We start from the raw sequence: 17288 nt of genomic DNA on the forward strand, positions 1-17288 counted from the left end.
TACATGGGTGAGGGCGCTTTGCTTGCGAAGCACTGCTTCGCAAGCGCCCGAACGCACAGCCGCCAGCGGCTGGGCCGGGCCCCGGAGGGGTACTTGCAGCGCCCCCCGCAACCGGACCCACCCCGCCTACCCACAGGAAGCCAGTTTTTGATGTTGCTTCGGCGCTTGCCGTGGACGTGGCCTCTGCAGGTGCAGGGCTGCAAGCCCTGCCGATAAACCCCCTCCTGCGACGGTTCGTCGCACGGGCAACCCGGGACCCGGCTCTACACTAGCAGGGTGACCCGCCTGTCCCGCCCGCAGCGCCTCCTGCTGCAGCTCGCCGTCCTGGCGACGCTGCTGATGGTGCTTGCGCCACTGGTCAGCCGCGCGCTGCAGGCGCCGCCGATGGACCACGCGGCGATGGCAGGCATGGACCACGCGCACATGCACCACGACGCTGCCGCATTGGGTCCGAGCCCTTTGCACGGGCAACGGAGTCCGACCCCACCGGCCGACCCCCACGCCATGCATGGCGAAGCCTGCGAATACTGCGTGCTGGCCATGCGCCTGCTGCCGTGGCTGGCGGTATTGGTGCTGCTGTTGCCGCTGCTGTGGCGGCCGCGGCTGGTATTCCCGTGGTCACAGCAGGTACTGCCGACACTGCGCTGGCCGGCACACGCCGCGCGTGGGCCACCGCGGTCCTCCATCGTCCGCTGATTTTCCTGTCGAATCTGCCGCACGACGCCTGAGCGGGCGCCGTGTGCGCGTGCGTACCTTGGAGCTGTTCCGATGAAAATGACTTCCCGCCCCGCGGGTGCCTGCGTGCGCCTGCCGGTTGCCCTTGGCCTGGCCGTGGCTGCAACGCTGGTCCACGCCGCGCCTGCCGAAGAGGCGCGCACTCTCGACACGCTGGTGGTCACCGCCGCCGCGCCTTCGTCGCCACTGCACTGGGTGACCGATCCACGCCTGCCGCGGCAGCCGGTTCCGGCCAGTGACGGCGCCGATTACCTGAAGACCGTTCCTGGCTTCTCCGCCATCCGCAACGGCGGCACCAACGGTGACCCGGTGCTGCGCGGCATGTTGGGTTCGCGCCTGAACATCCTCAGCAATGACGGCAACCTGATCGGTGCCTGTCCCTCGCGCATGGACAACCCGCTGTCCTATATCGCACCGGAGAGCTTCGACCGCCTGACCATCATCAAGGGCCCGCAGAGCGTGCGCTGGGGGGCAGGTGCCTCGGCCGGCACCGTGCGCTTCGAACGCGATACACCGCGCTTCGAGGAACCGGGCCTGCGTGCCGATGCCAGCGCGCTGGTCGGTTCGCGCAACCGCAACGACCAGGTGCTGGACCTGACCCTGGGCAACCCGGCCGGCTATGTGCGCGCCAGCGGCAACCGTTCCGAAGCCGATGACTACAAGGACGGCAACGGCGATGTGGTGCCATCGAAGTGGCGCAAGTGGAACGGTGACGTGGCGATCGGCTGGACGCCGGATGCCGACACGCTGCTGGAAATTTCTGCCGGTGCCGGCGATGCGATCGCACGCTACGCGGGGCGCGGCATGGACGGTGCCGCGTTCGAACGCACCAGCTACGCCGCGCGCTTCGAGAAGCGCAATCTGCCGGGTGCGTGGGACACGCTGCAGGCCAACGTGTACTACAACGAGGCCGACCACGTGATGGACAACTACACGCTGCGCACGCCGAATCCCAACAGCATGATGCCGATGCCCATGGCGTCGAACGTGGACCGCCGCACCCAGGGCGGCCGGGTCAGTTCCGAGTGGCGCTGGCAGGACGTGCAACTGGTGGCGGGCATGGATGGCGAGGACAGCCGCCATCGTGGCCGCATGGGCATGGGCCGCGACACCTACCGCCAGGCCGTCTGGGAGACCGATGCCAACTTCCGCCGCTATGGCGTGTTCACCGAGTTGACCCTCGGCGCCGGCACCGACCAGCGCTGGATCAGCGGGCTGCGCATCGATCGCGCCAGCGTGCGTGATGAGCGGCAGTCCATCCGTGGAATGATGGGCAGCCGGCCCAACCCAACGGCCGGCGAGAAGCGCAAGGCGTGGCTCGGCAGTGGCTTCCTGCGCTATGAGCAGGACCTGGCCGACGGCCTGACCTGGTATGCAGGCCTCGGCCACAGCGAGCGCATGCCCGACTACTGGGAGCTGTTCTCGCCCAACCACGGCCCGGCCGGCGCAGTGAACGCGTTTGCCGGCATCCAGCCCGAGCGCACCACCCAGCTCGACATGGGCCTGCAGTACAAGGGACCGCGCGTGCAGGCCTGGGTTTCGGCCTATGCCGGGCAGATCCAGGACTACATCCTGTTCACCTACCACGGCAGCGGCATGATGGGCATGAGCCAGGCCAGCAACGTCGAGGCGCGCATTGCCGGTGCCGAGGCCGGGTTGGAAGCGAGCCTGACCGAGCAGTGGAGGCTGGGCGGCACGCTGGCCTATGCCTGGGGAGAGAACCGCGACCAGCAGCGTCCGCTGCCGCAGATGCCGCCGCTGGAAGCGCGCCTGAGTGCGAACTGGGAGGGCCAGCGCTGGAGTGCCGGCGCATTGCTGCGCGCGGTGACCCATCAGCATCGTGTCGCAGATGGACAGGGCAACGTGGTCGCGCAGGACCTCGGGCCGAGCGCCGGGTTTGCCACCTTCGCGCTCAATGCCGCGTACCGTTTCAGTTCGCAGCTGCAGCTCAGCGCCGGCGTCGACAACCTGTTCGACCGCGCCTACAGCGAGCACCTGAACCTGGCCGGCAGCGCCGACTTCGGCTTCCCGGCCGACCCGGTGCGCTTCAACGAGCCGGGGCGCAGCGCGTGGATGAAGTTGAACTACCGGTATTGATCCGCCGGGCATAAAAAAACGGGGCCGGATCCCCGCCAGGATCCGTCCCCGCCCGACGCCCTCGGTCGGGCAGGTTCGACTCTACGATGACGGCCGCGGTGGTGCACCACTGGATACACCCCGACACACGCCGACACCGCCCATGGCAGCCTTGCACGGAACGGGTTCAAGGCGCTATCGCAGCCTTGGTTCCACGCCGGTAAACGCTTGGCACATACCGCTTTTATGGGCACTTGCCTACACTCGGCGGCCGTGGATCAATCAGGACCGTTCATGTTGGCTCGTATCGCTTCGACCCTGGCCCTCGGCCTCAGCCTGGCCGTGCTGGCCGGGTGCGCAGGCAAACAGGAGGCCGCCGCACGTCGGCAGGGCGAAGCGGTGCCGGTCACTGCGCAGGTCGTGCAGCCCACGCAGTGGAACGACACCCTGCAGGCACTGGGCACGGCCAAGGCGCGCGAGTCGATCAGCGTCACTGCCAAAGTCAGCGAGATCGTCGAGAAAGTGCACTTCGAGAGCGGCCAGCACATTGCTGCCGGTGCGCCGATCGTGACGCTGCGCGGGCAGGCCCAGGAAGCCGCATTGGTGCAGGCGCAGGCCACTTTCCATGAAGCCGATCAGCTGTACAAGCGCCAGCGCGAACTGGCCGCCCAGCGGCTGGTGTCCAGCGCCACGCTGGATACGCAGAAGTCGATCCGCGACGCCGCCGAGGCGCGCGTGATGCAGATGCAGGCAGACATTGGCGACCGCCGCGTGCGTGCGCCCTTTGCCGGTGTGCTTGGCATCCGCCAGGTCAGTCCGGGATCGCTGCTGACCCCGACCACGGTCATCGCCACGCTCGACGACATCGAGCACATGCATGTCGATTTCCAGGTGCCGGAAGTGGAGCTGGCTGCGCTGGGCGTTGGTGACAAGGTCAGTGCCACCAGCGTGGCCTGGCCGGGTCGCACCTTCGAGGGCGTGGTCAGCACCATCGATGCGCGCATCGATCCGGCCACCCGTGCGGTGACCGTGCGCGCCGATTTCGCCAATGGCGACCACGCATTGCGCCCGGGCATGCTGCTGGACGTGCGCCTGTTCCGCCCCGAGCGCCCGGCGCTGGTGGTCCCGGAGATCGCCGTGGTACAGGTCGGCCGCGATACCTTCGTGTACCGCATCAAGGCCGACGACAGCGTCGAGCGGGTGGACGTGGTCACCGGCGCGCGCCGTGCCGGCGTGGTCGAGATCAGGCAGGGCCTGGAAGCGGGCCAGCGCATCGTGGTCGATGGCACCGGCAAGCTGCGCCCGGGCCTGAAGGTTGCTGCGAAGGACGCCGCACCGGCCTCCGGCGCCAAACCGGCTGACGCGCCGGCGCCGGTCGCGGCCGAGGGCCACGGCGGATGAAGCTGTCCGACATCTCCATCCAGCGGCCGGTGTTCGCCGTGGTGATGAGCCTGTTGCTGCTGGTGCTGGGCGTGATGTCCTTCACCCGCCTGACCCTGCGCGAACTGCCCGCCATCGACCCTCCGATCGTTTCGGTGTCGGTGGACTACACCGGCGCGTCGGCGGCGGTCATCGAAAGCCGCATCACCCAGGTGCTGGAAGATGCGCTGGCTGGCATCGAAGGCATCGATACGATCAATGCGCGCAGCACCAACGGCCGCTCGCAGGTCAGCATCGAGTTCACCGCCAACCGTGATATCGAAGCAGCGGCCAACGACGTGCGCGATGCGGTCAGCCGCGTCGCCGACCGCATGCCGGAAGAGGCGCGGCCACCAGAGATTGCCAAGGTCGAGAGCGATGCCGACCCGATCATCTGGTTCAACATGGTGTCCTCGACCATGGACACGCTGGAGCTGAGCGACTACGCCGACCGCTACGTGGTCGATCGTTTCTCCAGCCTCGATGGCGTGGCCCAGGTCCGCATCGGCGGCCGCCAGCGCTATGCGATGCGGATCTGGCTGGACCGTGACCAGCTGGCCGCGCGCGGGCTGACCACCGGCGACGTGGAAACCGCACTGCGCAACGAGAACGTGGAGCTGCCGGCCGGCCGCATCGAGTCGACCGACCGCGATTTCACCCTGCGCGTGGAACGCAACTACATCAAGCCCGAGGATTTCGCGACCATCCCGCTGGGCAAGGGCCGCGATGGCTACGTGGTGCGCATGGGCGACGTGGCGAAGATCGAGCTGGCCTCGGCCGAACGCCGCGCGTACTACCGCAGCAACGGCGAGCCCGGCATCGGCCTGGGCATCGTCAAGACCTCCACCGCCAACTCGCTGGACGTGGCACGCACTGCGCGCGCTGAGGCCGAGCGGGTGGCGCTGACCCTGCCCAAGGGCACGCAGATCTTCGTCGCCTTCGACAACACCACCTTCATCGAAGCTGCAGTGGACCGCGTCTACGCCACCCTGGTGGAAGCGATGATCCTGGTGCTGGCGGTGATCTGGCTGTTCCTGGGCAGCTTCCGCGCCGCGTTGATTCCGGCGGTGACGGTGCCGGTCTGCCTGGTGGCGGCGTTCATCGCGCTGTATGCGTTCGACTTCTCGATCAACCTGCTGACCCTGCTGGCGCTGGTGCTGTGCATCGGCCTGGTGGTGGACGATGCGATCGTGGTGGTGGAGAACGTGCAGCGCCGCATCGACCTGGGCGAGCCACCGCTGGTGGCGTCAAAGCGCGGCACTGCGCAGGTCGCCTTCGCGGTGATCGCCACCACCGCCGTGCTGGTGGCGGTGTTCCTGCCGGTCGGCTTCCTGGAGGGCAACACCGGGCGACTGTTCCGCGAATTGGCAGTGGCGCTGGCCGCCGCGGTGGCGTTGTCCGCGTTCGTTGCGCTCACACTGACGCCGATGATGGCTTCCAAGCTGCTCAAGCCGCATACCGGGCAGGCCCCGCGGGGCCTGCACGGCTTCATCAACCGCAACCTGGAACGCCTTGCGGGTGCCTATGGGCGGGTGCTCGATCACCACGTCGACCGCACCTGGATCTACCTGCTGGTGATGGTGGCTGCGCTGGCCGCCAGCTGGGGCCTGCTCAAGCTGCTGCCGTCGGAACTGGCGCCAGCCGAAGACCGTGGTTCGTTCCAGATCATGATCGACGGCCCGGAAGGCGCCGGCTACGACTACACCGTGCAGCAGGTGCAGCAGGTGGAAGCGCTGCTGGCACCGCATGTCGGCCCGGACAAGCCGATCGTGCGTGCCAACCCCCGCGTGCCGGGCGGTTGGGGCGCCAGCGAGGAAATGCATACCGGCCGCGTCAGCATCTTCCTGCAGCCGTGGCGCCAGCGCAGCGAGGGTACGCCCGAAGTCGCCAACGAACTGCAGAAGGAACTGGATACCATCCGCGGCGTGCGCGTACGCACGCAGGTGGGTGGTGGCCTGGTGCGCAGCGGCGGCCAACCGTTCCAGATCGTGCTGGGCGGTCCGGAATATGCCGAGATCGCGCAGTGGCGCGACCGCATCCTGCTGCGCATGGCCGACAATCCCGGCCTGGTCGGCCCCGATTCCGATTACAAGGAAACCCGGCCGCAGATGCGGGTGAACATTGACCGCCAGCGTGCGGCCGATCTCGGCGTGCCGGTCACCGCGATCGGTTCGGCGCTTGAAACCATGATGGGCTCGCGCCGCGTCACCACCTTCGTCGACAACGGCGAGGAGTACGACGTGCTGGTGCAGGCCGGTCGCGATGGTCGCGCCAGCCCGGCCGACCTGGCCGCGATCCGCGTCCGCGCCAACTCCGGCGAGCTGGTGCCGCTGTCCAACCTGGTCACGTTGAGTGAAGTGGCCGAGGCCGGCACCCTGAACCGCTTCAACCGACTGCGCTCGATCACCATCAGTGCCGGCCTGGCGCCGGGCTATCCGCTGGGCGAGGCCATCGCCTGGGCACAGAACGTAGCCCAGGAAGAGCTGCCGCAGTACGCGCAGGTGAACTGGAAGGGCGAATCGCGCGAGTACCAGAGCGCCGGCGGCGCGGTGCTGCTGACCTTCGCGATGGCGCTGCTGGTGGTGTACCTGGTGCTGGCCGCGCAGTTCGAGAGCTTCATCCATCCGCTCACCATCATGCTGACCGTGCCGCTGGGCGTGCTCGGCGCGCTGGTCGGGTTGTGGGTGAGTGGCGGTACGGTGAACCTGTTCAGCCAGATCGGCATCGTGATGCTGGTCGGCCTTGCCGCGAAGAACGGCATCCTCATCGTCGAATTCGCCAACCAGCTGCGCGACGATGGGCGCAGCGTGCGCGAGGCGATCATCGAGTCGGCGATGGTGCGCCTGCGCCCGATCCTGATGACCTCGATCGCCACCGTGGTCGGCGCGATCCCGCTGGTGGTCGCCGGGGGGCCTGGTTCGGCCAGCCGTGGCACGATCGGCATCGTGATCATTTTCGGCGTGACTCTGTCGACGTTCCTGTCGCTGTTCGTGGTGCCGGCGTTCTACGCACGGCTGGCACCGTACACCCGTTCGCCCGAAGCGGTGAAGCGCGAGCTGGAGAAGCAGGAAGCCGAGTCGCCCTCGGTAGGCGGTCATGCCTGACCGGTACGCCGGCGGGGTCGGATCCCTTTCCCAAAGGGAAAGGGCTCTGACCCCAGACCTGCAAGGCGACGGCTTCCAGCTGCGCCCCTGGCGCCCGGATGACCTGGACTCCCTGCTGCGCCACGCCAACGACGCCGAGGTATCGCGCGGTCTGCGCGACCGCTTCCCTTACCCGTACACGCGCGGGGATGGCGAGGCCTTCCTCGCCGGCCGCGTGCTGGCTCCCGACACCCTGAACCTGGCCATCGAGATCGACGGCCAGGCCTGCGGCAGCGTCGGTGCCCAACAGGGCGTGGCCGAGCGTGGGCATACCGCCGAACTGGGTTACTGGCTGGGCCGGGCCTATTGGGGGCAGAGCCTGATGACCCGCGTGGTCGGCCTGTTCGCCCCGTGCGTGATGGATGAGCTGCGCCTGTTCAGGTTGCAGGCCACCGTGGTCGACTTCAACCTCGGCTCGGCCCGGGTGCTGGAGAAGAACGGCTTCCAGGAAGAGGGCGTGGAACGTTGCGCGGTCTACAAGCGCGGCGTGTTGCACGACCTGCGCCGTTTTGCCCGGGTACGCACGCAGCTGCCCTGAACACGCGGGCTGGCCGCTGTAGAGCCGAGCCCATGCTCGGCTGCCCTCGGGAGCCCAAGCCGAGCATGGGCTCGGCTCTGCAAAACAGCGCTACCGCAGCGGCCTGCGATCAGGGAGAATCGACCGGTCCCCTCCAGCCGACGGGACGTCCTTACAACCCGCCGACTGGAGAGAGCGCGCGTGGAAGCAACCGTACACTTCATCAACAGCATCATCTGGAGCAAGGCACTGATCTTCGTGTGCCTGGGCGCCGGCCTGTTCTTCAGCCTGCGCACCCGCTTCATGCAGATCCGTGGCTTCTTGGAGATGTGCCGCCTCACCGTCAGGGGTGAGAAATCCGACGCCGGCGTGTCCTCGTTCCAGGCGCTGGCCATGTCGATGGCCGGCCGCATGGGCATCGGCAACATCGCTGGCGTGGCCACCGCCATCGCCTTCGGCGGTCCCGGTGCGATCTTCTGGATGTGGGTGATGGGCTTCCTTGGCGCATCCACCTCGTACGTCGAATGCACCTTGGCGCAGATCTACAAGACCAAGGACGCCGAAGGCCGCTACCGCGGTGGCCCGGCGTACTACATCGAAAAGGCCATGGGCCTGAAGTGGTATGCGCTGGCCTTCGCCATCGCCACGATCATCGCCGCAGGCTTCCTGATGCCGGGCGTGCAGGCCAACGCCATCGCCGACAGCATCATCAACGCCTGCCGTGGCACCGCGCTGTGCGGTCCGCTCGATGGCCAGGCCTTCGGCATGGAATCGGTGCAGGCGCTGAAGCTGGGGATCGGCATCGTGGTGGCGCTGCTGCTGGGCGTGGTGATCTTCGGTGGCGTCAAGCGCATCGCCAACTTCGCCGAAGTGGTGGTGCCGTTCATGGCCGCCGGTTTCATCCTGATGGCCATCATCATCATGATCATCAACTACGACCGCGTGCCGGAAATGTTCGGCATCATCTTCAAGAGTGCCTTCGGCACGCATGCCGCATTCGGCGCCATGATGGGCCTGGCGGTGGAGTGGGGCATCAAGCGCGGCATCTACGCCAACGAAGCCGGCCAGGGCTCTGGCCCGCACGCGGCGGCTGCCTCGGAAGTCTCGCACCCGGCCAAGCAGGGCTACGTGCAGGCCTTCGCGATCTACTTCGACACCATGATGGTGTGCACCGCCACCGCGTTCCTGATCCTGGCCAGCGGCACCTACAACGTGTACTCGCCGGTGGAGGGTGCCGCGCCGATCTTCCAGGGCCTGGCCGGTATTCCCGAAGGCGCCGGTTACGCCCAGGCCGGCGTGGAAGCGGTGCTGCCGGGCTGGGGTTCGGCGTTCGTATCGGTGGCCATCTTCTTCTTCGCCTTCACCACCATCATGGCGTACTACTACATGGCCGAGACCAACCTCAGCTATGTGAACCACAACAGGAAGCGGCCGCTGACCGTGCTGCTGCTGCGCCTGGGCATCATCGGCATGGTGGTGTTCGGCGCGTTCCACAATGCCACCCTGGCCTGGGCGCTGGGCGACATCGGCGTCGGCCTGATGGCCTGGCTGAACATCATCGCCATCCTCATCATCCAGAAGCCGGCGATGCTGGCCCTGCGTGACTACGAACGACAGAAGAAGCTGGGCCTGGATCCGGTGTTCGACCCTGATGCCCTGGGCATCAAGAACGCCGATTTCTGGCGCCAGCGCAAGCAGGAGAGTGTGTAAGTGATCAACCCTTGGAACAACCGCCGCCCGTCCGCCCGTCCGCCGCGCGCAACGCCGTTGCCGCGCCCGGAAGTGCCGGCAACGGGCGGTGGTGGGCGCGGTGGCAGCGACGAGCTGCGTCTGTACGGCCTGAATGCCGTGCTGGCTGCGTTCGAAGCGCGGCCGCAGGCGCTGCGCAAGCTGTACCTGCTGGAAGCACGCATCCCGCGCCTGCAGCCGCTGTTGAAGTGGTGCGTGGCCAACCGCGTGGGCTACCGCGTGGTTGAAGACGGCGATCTGAACAAGCTGGCCGGCACCACCCACCACGAAGGTGTGGTGGCCGACGTGCTGCGCGCCCCGGCACTGCCGCTGGCGCAGTGGCTGCAGCAGGTCGGTGACGGCCCGGCGCTGGCGCTGTGGCTGGATGGTGTGGGCAACCCGCACAACCTCGGCGCGATCCTGCGCTCGGCCGCGCACTTCGGTGCCAAGGCGCTGCTGTTGCCGGCCGGCAGCACGCTGGCCCTGTCCGGCGCCGCCGCGCGCGTGGCCGAAGGCGGTGCCGAAGCGGTGCCGCTGGTGCAGCTGCCGGAGACCGCTCAGGCAATGGCGCAACTGCGCGCAGCCGGTTTCGGCCTGGCCGCGACCCTGGTCGAGGGCGGGGATGACGTGTTCCGCGCGTCCCTGCCGGAGCGGCTGGTGTACGTGATGGGCGCCGAAGGCGAGGGCATGGACCGTAGCCTGGCGGGGGCGTGCGACCTGCAGGTCTCGATTCCCGGCAGCGGCGCCGTGGAGAGCCTGAATGTGGCCTCGGCCACGGCCGTGCTGCTGGCGCAATGGGCGAGCCGTCGCGGCTGATCCGGTATCCCGGGTCGGATCCCTCGCCGCAGGCGAGGGCTCTGACCCCTTCCAGGGGTGGTAAACGCGTCAAGCGCGCATGACGTTTTGAAAGTTTCCTTATTGGTCAGCCGCTTCCGGCAACGCAGGGTGGAACTCCATCCCACGTTGTCCAGAAGAGGCTGCCATGCATCACCCACGCCGTATCCTCATCGCATTGCTGGTACTGACCAGTGTCCTTGCCAGCGGCCGTGCCGCAGCCGGCGAACGCAGCCTGGACGGCGTCAACTTCACCGGTCCGCTGATCACCCCCAACCCGGCCGGCCTGCCGCAGGGCAACTGGTACATCGAACCCTATCTGGTGCGGGTCGACAGTCGTGATCATTTCGACGATGGCGGCCATCGCCGCCGCAGTGGGCAACGGAGCGGCGCATGGGCCGCGGTGGTGCCGATCATCTACGGCTTCAGCGACCGGGTGATGGGCCAGGTCAATCTCAGTGCATCGCGCGCCGAACAGGGCAGCGCACGCAGCAGCGGTTTCCGCGCTGGCGATACCACCGCGCGCCTGCAGTACCTGCTGCAGGCGCCCAACGCCGATGGCACGCGCCCGGCCATCTCGGTCGCGCTGGTGCAGCGCTTCAGCACCGGCAGCCATGACCGCATCACCGGCAATCCACTCGATGCGCAGGGCGACGGCGTGCAGCGCACCACCGCCGCGCTGGGCATGCAGCAGGTGGTGTGGCTGGGCAACGAGCGTCCGCTGCGCTGGCGTGCCCAGCTCAGCGCCGGGCCGGCGCCGTCGCGCACGGCGATTTCCGGGGCCAGCGTTTACGGCACCGATGACAGCTTCCAGGGCCACATCTCCCGCGGCTCGGTGCTGGGCCTGTCGGTGGGTGCCGAGTACAGCTTCAACTCGCGCTGGGTAGGTGTGATGGAAGTAGCCGCCAGCCGTGAGACCGGACAGCGCCTGAGTGGATTCGCGCGCAACGCAAGCGGTGCCTTCGAGCGTATCGACGAACATCGCCCGGCCAGCCGCAGCGTCACCCTGGCGCCGGCCGTGGAGTACCACTTCAGCCCGACGATGGGCCTGATCGCCGGCGTGGAGTTCAGCGTGGCGGGCCGCAACACCAGTCGAATCGTCAGCCCCCAGGTTGCCCTGGGCATGTTCTTCTGAGGGGCCGCCGATGAACATCGAATCCATCGTCAACACGATCCTCGGCGTCGTCTGGAGCCCCTACCTGGTGGTGCTGTGCCTGCTCGCCGGCCTGTACTTCAGCGTGCGCACACGCTTCATCCAGTTGCGTGCATTGCCGGACATGCTGCGCCTGATGTTCCGCCATGAGCGCTCCGATGCCGGCGTCTCACCGTTCCAGGCGTTGTCCATTTCGCTGTCCAGCCGCGTGGGCGTCGGCAACATCGCCGGCGTCGCCATGGCCATCGCCTTCGGCGGCCCCGGCGCGATCTTCTGGATGTGGATCGTCGCCTTCCTCGGCGCGTCCAGTGCTTTCATCGAATCCACGCTCGCGCAGATCTACAAGGATCGAGACGGCAAAGGGCAGTACCGGGGCGGCCCGGCGTACTACATCGAGAAAGGCCTCGGCCAACGCTGGTATGCAGTGCTGTTCGCACTGGTGACGGTGCTGGCGGGCGCGATGCTGGCCGGCACCCAGTCCAATGCGATCACCAGTGCGGTGAACGAAGCCTGGGACGTACCGGTGATGACCACCACCGCGGTTCTGCTGGTGGTGCTGGGCGCCATCCTCATCGGCGGTGTGCGGCGCATTGCGCGCGTGGCCGAATGGGTGGTGCCGCTGATGGCCGTGGCCTACCTGCTGGTCACGGCGCTGGTGATGGTGCTGAACGCGGAGAAGGTGCCGGAGGTGATCATGCTGGTGCTGCGCAGTGCATTCGGCGTGGATGCAGCGTTCGGCGCGATGATCGGTACTGCCATACAGTGGGGCGTGCGCCGCGGCGTGCTGTCCAACGAGGCCGGTATGGGCAGTGGCGCGCATCCGGCCGCTGCCGCGGAAGTCTCGCATCCGGTCAAGCAGGGCCTGGTGCAGTCGTTCTCGGTCTACATCGACACGATGGTGGTGTGCAGTGCCACGGCCTTCCTGATCCTCTCCACGGGCCTGTACAACGTCTACGACCCGGCAGTGAACGGCATTCCGGATGAGACGCGCCTGCTGCTGGGCAATCTGCCGGGCGTCGAGGCCGGGCCACGCTTCGTGCAGCATGCGGTGGAATCGGCATTGCCGGGCTTCGGCCGTTCATTCGTGGCGCTGGCGATCCTGCCGTTCGCGTTCACCACACTGCTGGCGTTGTACTACATGGCCGAGACCAATGTCAGCTATCTGTGCCGCAACCGTCCGGCACCCTGGGTGATCGGCGGCTTCCAGCTGCTGTTCCTGGCGGCAACAGGCTACTCGGCGGTGAACAGTGCAACGGTGGCCTGGTCGCTGGGTGACATCGGCGTCGGCCTGATGAGCTGGTTGAACATCATCGCCATCCTGCTGCTGCAGAAACCGGCCTTGGCGGCGCTGCGGGACTACGAGCAGCATCGCCATGCCGGCAAGGATCCACTGTTCAACCCGAAACTGCTGGGCGTGCGCAACACCAGCGTGTGGGAAAGCTGACTGGATCGAGGGCGGATCCCTCGCCATGGCGAGGGGTCTGACCCACGCCATCACCCGATGGGTGCGAACCTCGGTTCGCACCGCTCGTCCCGCTGTGCTCGCCGGGCATGGTCCGGCGCAAGCGCATCATTCGTTCGGCGGTGTGGTCGCCTTGGCCTCGCTACCGAAGCTGCCATCCGCTTCCGCCGCCAGATACGCGAACACGGTATACGCGGCCACGTTCTGCGCCAGTGCCTTCGGGTCGATCTTGTCCAGCGTGTCGTCGGCGGTGTGGTGCAGGTGGAAGTAGTCCGAGCCATCCTGCGCCAGCCACGCCCACGCACCGCCCTTGGCGGCCAGTGGGCCGACGTCCGGGCCCGGGCCACCCTTGTCGGCCTGGTACTCGATGCCCAGCGGCTTCATCACTTCGGCAATCTGCTTCGTCGCTTCACGCGAGCCTGCCGGATTCGGCGAACCGGTATTGAAGGCGTAGATGCGGCCCGCGCCGAAGTCGCTCTCGGCGGCCAGCTGGTGCAGGGCCACGTCCTTCGCGTGCGCTTCGGCGTAGGCCTTGCCGCCGTACAGGCCCTGTTCCTCGTTGGCGAAGGCGATCACGCGGATGGTGCGCTTCGGTGCCTGCTTGAGCTGGCCGATCAGATGGCCTGCGGCCATGGTGATGCCCACGCCCGCGCCGTCATCCACCGCGCCGGTGCCCAGGTCCCACGAATCCAGGTGACCACCGATCACCACCACTTCCTTCGGCAGGCTGCGGCCGGTGATCTCGCCGATCACGTTGTAGGAGGTGGCGATGCCATCCCAACCGCAATCCAGTGCCATCTTCACCGTGGTGCTGCCACGCGCCAGCAGGCGGCCCAGCTGGTCGGCATCGGGCACCGACAGCGCGGCCGACGGCACTGGGGTCAGGCCGTCATCGAAACGGGTGATACCCGTGTGCGGCACGCGGTGCGAGTCGGTACCGGCCGAGCGCATCAGGAAACCGACCGCGCCCTTGCGGATCGCTTCGGACGGCCCCTTGCTGCGGATCGCACCGCCGCGGCCGTAATCGCGGCCATCGCGGAAGGGCAGCATCTGGTAATCGACGAAGGCGATCTTGCCCTTCAGCGAGCCCGCCGGTGCGGCCTGCAGCGCGGCCAGGTCGGCGAAGCGCACCACCTCGGCTTCCACGGTGCCGCCTGGGCTGCCGCCCAGTGCAGTGATCTGCAGCGGCTGCGGGTTCCTGCCGGTCACGGCGGCGTGTTCACTGCGCCGCTCCCACTTCGGGAATGTCACCGGCTCCTTCCACACCTTGTCGAAACCGAGGGCCTTGAACTTGGCTTCGGCCCAGGCCACGGCGCGGGCGTCGGCTTCGCTGCCGGCGATGCGCGGACCGATCTCGGTGGTGAGCGACTCGACAACCTTCCAGCCGGTGTCATCGGCCAGCGCCTGGTCGCGCAGCTGTGCGGCGGTGGCCAGCGACGCCGGGGGCAGGGTAGTGGTGTGCGGCGCCGCGAAGGCCGGGGCGGCCAGCAGGGCGAGGGAGGATGCGATGGCAAGGACGCGGCGACGCATGGACAACTCCGGGAAGGGACCTAAGCCTTGGAGCTTAACAGTCGTTCAGCCCGGCGCATGGGCGGGAGGTCATGGCTGGCGCGAACGCTGTTTTCCGCCATGACCGGCAAAGCGAAAGCCCCGCCGGGGCGGGGCTTTCGCCTGCTTCTGCAGAGCCGAGCCAATGCTCGGCTGCCTTTTGCAGATCAGCCGAGCGTGGGCTCGGCTCTACAGATGGGAGGGGCGCCCATAGGCGCCCGATACCTCATTTCTTCAGGCTGTCGCGGATCTCGCGCAGCAGCACCACTTCTTCGGCCGGCGCCGCCGGGGCAGCTTCCTTCTTGCGAGACAGCCGGTTGATCGCCTTGACCACGATGAAGATCGCGAAAGCCACGATCACGAACTGGATGACGGTGTTGATGAAGTCGCCGTAGCCAACCACCACCGCCGGGATCTCCTTGCCATCCGGTCCGATCCGGGCTGGCGACAACGTCCAGGCCAGGCTGGAGAAATCCACGCGCCCGATCAGGTAGCCCAGCGGCGGCATGATGATCTTCTCGACCAGCGCCGTCACGATCTTGCCGAAGGCCGCGCCGATCACCACGCCGACGGCGAGGTCGATGACGTTGCCGCGCATGGCGAATTCCTTGAACTCGGTGAGCATTCCCATTGTTGTTTTTCTCCGGTGGGGAAGTGGACAGCGCGCAGGGTAGCGCAGGTGATGTCAGCCGGCGATCACGCCGTGGCGCTCGGCCACGTTTTCAAGGCGGGCACTGAAGCGGTCGCCGGGCTTCAACGCAGCCACCCCGGACGGGGTGCCCATGAACACCAGGTCGCCGGCACGCAGCTGCCACAGCTTGGACAGCTCATGCAGGATCTCCGGTACGTTCCAGATCATCTGGTCGAGCAGTGCCTGCTGGCGCACTTCGCCGTTGACCTCCAGCGACAGGTTCAGCGCGGCGAGGTCGCCGACTTCCTCGGCGTGGACGATTTCGCTGATCGGCGCGGAGGCGTCGAAGCCCTTGGCCGCGTCCCACGGGTGGCCCTTGTCCTTGGCCGCGGCCTGCAGGTCGCGGCGGGTCAGGTCCAGGCCGACGGCGTAGCCATAGACCAGCGCATCGGCGTCGGCCACGGCCAGCTCGCCTGCGGGCGCATCGCGGCCGATCGCCACCACCAGTTCCACTTCGTGGTGCAGGTTGGCGGTTGCTGGCGGATAGGGGATGACATCGTCGTGGCCGACCACGATGGCGTCGGCCGGCTTGCTGAAGAACATCGGGCGGCCGCGGTCATCGGCCGCCGGCACCGCCGCGCCCATTTCGCGGGCGTGGTCGGCAAAATTGCGGCCGACGCAGTAGATGCGGTGCACAGGGAAGCTGCCGCCACCGGCTACCGGTACACGCGGCAGGGCTACGGCAGGGATCACATCGGAGACATCGGACATGCGGGCATCCAGGAAGGGCGTGCCCGCAGTCTAGAACGCATGGCGCCCGCCGTCAGCGGGTGCGGAAGGCCTGGATCAGCGCGAGGCCGGCAACACCGGCTTGCGCACCACGCGGTACTCGCCTTCAACCACGGTCGGGTCAACCGGACGCGCAACGCCCGGCTTGCGCGAGGCCAGCAGCTTCCACGCCAGGCCGACCAGGATCATCGCCGCGCCAACGAACACACCGATGAACACCATCGCCGCCAGGATCGCCAGGCCGAGCAGGCCAACGGCAACGCGCACCAGCGGGTGACGCGGCTTGCGCGGCGCGAACAGGGTGCGGAACTGGTTGAAGGCGGATGCGCGATTGAACATGGCGGCTCGATAGGCTGGGATCAGCGAAACCAAAGTATCGGGACGCGCCACTTTCATTGAGTGAAAAACTCGTTAAATATAGCCTGTGCTTATTACGGATCAATGACTTGTGTTCATGTCGCAGCCAGTCACCTGAGCAGGCATGCGACAATTCCGGTTTACCGTCCGAGCCTTCGCCATGACTATCGCTGCTGCCCTGATCGCCCTTGATGCCATTGCCGATGGCGCGTTTGCCGAGGTCGAAGCGGTGGTCGATGGCGATGCCGAATCGCTGCTGCTGTACCGCGACGGCGCGCAGGTGCGTGCGTTCCTGAACATCTGCCCGCACGCCGGCCGCCGCCTGGACTGGGCGCCGGGCCAGTTCCTGAAGAGCCGCGAGGGTCATCTGGTGTGTGCCGCGCATGGTGCCTCGTTCGCGCTGGACAGCGGCGACTGCATCGCCGGCCCCTGCAAGGGCGACCGGCTGCGCGCTGTGCCGGTGGACGTGCGCGACGGGCAGGTTTACCTGGCTTGAGGCCAGCTGGGGGTCGGATCCGTTTTCCGCAGGAAAACGGCTCTGACCCCATCAAGCCAGGAGCAGTCGAGCATGGCTCGACGCTACAAAAGGCATCCACGCATGGCGTGGATCTACGGTCTCGACCAAGGTCGACAGCTACCAGAGCGAGATCGGTGCCGACCAACGGTCGGCACCCACCACCAGCCGCGTGAAACTGTCGAAGGCGGGGTGGGGGGGGGGGGGGGGGGGGGGGGGGGGGGGGGGGGGGGGGGCCGCGCTCCGCGCGGGCCGAGCCCCCGCCCCCCCCCCCCCCCCCCCCCCCCCCCCCCCCCCCCCCCCCCCCCCCGCCCGGTGTTGTTTGTTAGGGGTGGTGGGGGGGGGGGGGGGCGCCGCGGCGCCTACACACCCCCCCCCCACA

Annotated in this window: 14 protein-coding genes; 10 read left to right on the top strand and 4 right to left on the bottom strand. The window is 67.6% G+C overall.

The window, feature by feature from the left end:
* Nucleotides 1-276 precede the first annotated feature (276 nt).
* The 9 genes from WDC87_RS01215 to WDC87_RS01255 all read left to right on the top strand — a co-directional run bounded on the left by WDC87_RS01215 (nt 277) and on the right by WDC87_RS01255 (nt 13049).
* A complete protein-coding gene (locus tag WDC87_RS01215) occupies nt 277-696 on the top strand; it encodes a DUF2946 family protein (protein WP_252744283.1) in 420 nt (139 codons plus the stop codon).
* Between the two features lie 72 nt (nt 697-768).
* Entirely contained in the window at nt 769-2832 is a 2064-nt protein-coding gene (locus tag WDC87_RS01220) for a TonB-dependent copper receptor (RefSeq protein ID WP_252744284.1), read from the top strand.
* A 273-nt stretch (nt 2833-3105) separates the two neighbouring features.
* Nucleotides 3106-4212 (top strand): efflux RND transporter periplasmic adaptor subunit, encoded by a 1107-nt coding sequence (locus WDC87_RS01225; RefSeq protein WP_049412714.1) that lies wholly within the window; start codon nt 3106-3108, stop codon nt 4210-4212.
* Entirely contained in the window at nt 4209-7334 is a 3126-nt protein-coding gene (locus WDC87_RS01230) for an efflux RND transporter permease subunit (protein WP_072167625.1), read from the top strand. The genes WDC87_RS01225 and WDC87_RS01230 overlap by 4 nt, the downstream gene beginning before the upstream one ends.
* Nucleotides 7327-7911, top strand: a complete 585-nt coding sequence (locus WDC87_RS01235; RefSeq protein ID WP_301655226.1) for a GNAT family N-acetyltransferase — start codon at nt 7327-7329, stop codon at nt 7909-7911. The genes WDC87_RS01230 and WDC87_RS01235 overlap by 8 nt, the downstream gene beginning before the upstream one ends.
* Before the next feature lie 180 nt (nt 7912-8091).
* On the top strand, nt 8092-9600 hold the full coding sequence (locus tag WDC87_RS01240) for an alanine/glycine:cation symporter family protein (protein WP_088496986.1): 1509 nt from the start codon (nt 8092-8094) through the stop codon (nt 9598-9600).
* Nucleotides 9601-10434, top strand: a complete 834-nt coding sequence (locus tag WDC87_RS01245; RefSeq protein ID WP_252744286.1) for a TrmH family RNA methyltransferase — start codon at nt 9601-9603, stop codon at nt 10432-10434.
* 166 nt (nt 10435-10600) lie between these two features.
* The gene (locus tag WDC87_RS01250) at nt 10601-11587 is read left to right on the top strand and encodes a hypothetical protein (protein WP_252744287.1); all 987 of its coding nucleotides are present in this window, start codon (nt 10601-10603) and stop codon (nt 11585-11587) included.
* Between the two features lie 10 nt (nt 11588-11597).
* Nucleotides 11598-13049 (top strand): alanine/glycine:cation symporter family protein, encoded by a 1452-nt coding sequence (locus tag WDC87_RS01255; protein WP_252744288.1) that lies wholly within the window; start codon nt 11598-11600, stop codon nt 13047-13049.
* Between the two features lie 126 nt (nt 13050-13175).
* On the opposite strand, the gene WDC87_RS01260 is transcribed toward WDC87_RS01255, so the two are convergent.
* From WDC87_RS01260 to WDC87_RS01275, 4 genes are all read right to left on the bottom strand, one after another.
* Nucleotides 13176-14597 carry a M28 family peptidase gene (locus WDC87_RS01260; protein WP_252744289.1) on the bottom strand — a complete coding sequence of 474 codons (1422 nt, stop codon included), beginning with the start codon at nt 14595-14597 and terminating at the stop codon, nt 13176-13178.
* Nucleotides 14598-14841: 244 nt separating this feature from the next.
* Nucleotides 14842-15246 (bottom strand): large-conductance mechanosensitive channel protein MscL, encoded by a 405-nt coding sequence (gene mscL / locus WDC87_RS01265; protein WP_072167632.1) that lies wholly within the window; start codon nt 15244-15246, stop codon nt 14842-14844.
* Nucleotides 15247-15300: 54 nt separating this feature from the next.
* Nucleotides 15301-16017 carry a fumarylacetoacetate hydrolase family protein gene (locus WDC87_RS01270; protein ID WP_010481460.1) on the bottom strand — a complete coding sequence of 239 codons (717 nt, stop codon included), beginning with the start codon at nt 16015-16017 and terminating at the stop codon, nt 15301-15303.
* 75 nt (nt 16018-16092) lie between these two features.
* Nucleotides 16093-16374 (bottom strand): hypothetical protein, encoded by a 282-nt coding sequence (locus WDC87_RS01275; RefSeq protein ID WP_005410817.1) that lies wholly within the window; start codon nt 16372-16374, stop codon nt 16093-16095.
* Nucleotides 16375-16552: 178 nt separating this feature from the next.
* Here WDC87_RS01275 and WDC87_RS01280 point away from each other — a divergent pair, with 178 nt between their 5' ends.
* A complete protein-coding gene (locus WDC87_RS01280) occupies nt 16553-16888 on the top strand; it encodes a Rieske (2Fe-2S) protein (protein WP_072167633.1) in 336 nt (111 codons plus the stop codon).
* The last annotated feature ends 400 nt before the right edge of the window (nt 16889-17288 follow it).

Origin of the sequence: Stenotrophomonas maltophilia group sp. Smal12, from assembly GCF_037079935.1 — a bacterium.
Lineage (GTDB): Bacteria > Pseudomonadota > Gammaproteobacteria > Xanthomonadales > Xanthomonadaceae > Stenotrophomonas > Stenotrophomonas sepilia.

Bases quoted from the DNA above. Each gene is read 5' to 3' on its own strand.
- WDC87_RS01220 (WP_252744284.1), top strand. From the start codon at position 769: ATGAAAATGACTTCCCGCCCCGCGGGTGCCTGCGTGCGCCTGCCGGTT.
- WDC87_RS01225 (WP_049412714.1), top strand. From the start codon at position 3,106: ATGTTGGCTCGTATCGCTTCGACCCTGGCCCTCGGCCTCAGCCTGGCC.
- WDC87_RS01230 (WP_072167625.1), top strand. From the start codon at position 4,209: ATGAAGCTGTCCGACATCTCCATCCAGCGGCCGGTGTTCGCCGTGGTG.
- WDC87_RS01235 (WP_301655226.1), top strand. From the start codon at position 7,327: ATGCCTGACCGGTACGCCGGCGGGGTCGGATCCCTTTCCCAAAGGGAA.
- WDC87_RS01250 (WP_252744287.1), top strand. From the start codon at position 10,601: ATGCATCACCCACGCCGTATCCTCATCGCATTGCTGGTACTGACCAGT.
- WDC87_RS01255 (WP_252744288.1), top strand. From the start codon at position 11,598: ATGAACATCGAATCCATCGTCAACACGATCCTCGGCGTCGTCTGGAGC.
- WDC87_RS01260 (WP_252744289.1), bottom strand. From the start codon at position 14,597: ATGCGTCGCCGCGTCCTTGCCATCGCATCCTCCCTCGCCCTGCTGGCC.
- mscL (WP_072167632.1), bottom strand. From the start codon at position 15,246: ATGGGAATGCTCACCGAGTTCAAGGAATTCGCCATGCGCGGCAACGTC.
- WDC87_RS01270 (WP_010481460.1), bottom strand. From the start codon at position 16,017: ATGTCCGATGTCTCCGATGTGATCCCTGCCGTAGCCCTGCCGCGTGTA.
- WDC87_RS01275 (WP_005410817.1), bottom strand. From the start codon at position 16,374: ATGTTCAATCGCGCATCCGCCTTCAACCAGTTCCGCACCCTGTTCGCG.
- WDC87_RS01280 (WP_072167633.1), top strand. From the start codon at position 16,553: ATGACTATCGCTGCTGCCCTGATCGCCCTTGATGCCATTGCCGATGGC.